Raw genomic sequence first — 619 nt, forward strand, 5'->3', positions numbered from 1 at the left:
TTGCTGGGCGTTCGCTCCTCGGCCAGCCAGGCGATCAGGGTGGCGGGGCGGACGTGGATGCCGGCGCGGTCCATGGCTTCGTAGCCGGCGTCGGAGGTGGTCAGGTAGCGCAGGCGGGCGGCGAGGCCGCGTTCGGAGGTGACGGGCGATTCGATGCCGGTGACCATCTTGTCGATGCCTTCGGCCAGCGCCACCCAGCCGGGCAGGCCGCGAGCGCCGTAGTGGCCGTAGTGGCGCCAGCGGGAGTCCTGGGCCATCAGCGGGCCACCTTACCGACGGTGTACTCACCGGATGCCTTGGCGTCGCTGTGCTTGATCTTCATCTGGGCCAGCCCGCGGCCTTCGGAGAAGACGCGGCGCCAGTCGCCGGTGACGTGCAGCTCGTCGGTGCCCATCATCGCGATGACCTCCAGGCCGGCTTGGTGCGCCTTGTAGGCCTTGCCCCACAGGTTGGCGTAGGCCTGGCTGTGGATGATGTGCATCCAGTCCGGGCGCTGGAGTGCGCGGTTGTGGATCGACTCCCCCATCGTGGAGACGAACTTCGAATACATCGCCTTGACGTACTCCTCGGTGATGCTGTCGTCCTCGGCGATAGCCGTTTCCCTGGCCGCGGCCAAGAC

2 pseudogenes are annotated in these 619 nt (G+C 67.9%); both read right to left on the reverse strand.

The window, feature by feature from the left end:
• A pseudogene (locus tag P2Q00_RS50655) lies at window positions 1–257 on the reverse strand (transcriptional regulator); the annotation flags it as partial.
• Window positions 257–619: pseudogene (locus P2Q00_RS50660) on the reverse strand (DNA-binding protein); the annotation flags it as partial. The pseudogenes P2Q00_RS50655 and P2Q00_RS50660, both read right to left, overlap by 1 nt.

Source organism: Streptomyces coacervatus (assembly GCF_029223485.1).
GTDB lineage: Bacteria > Actinomycetota > Actinomycetes > Streptomycetales > Streptomycetaceae > Streptomyces > Streptomyces coacervatus.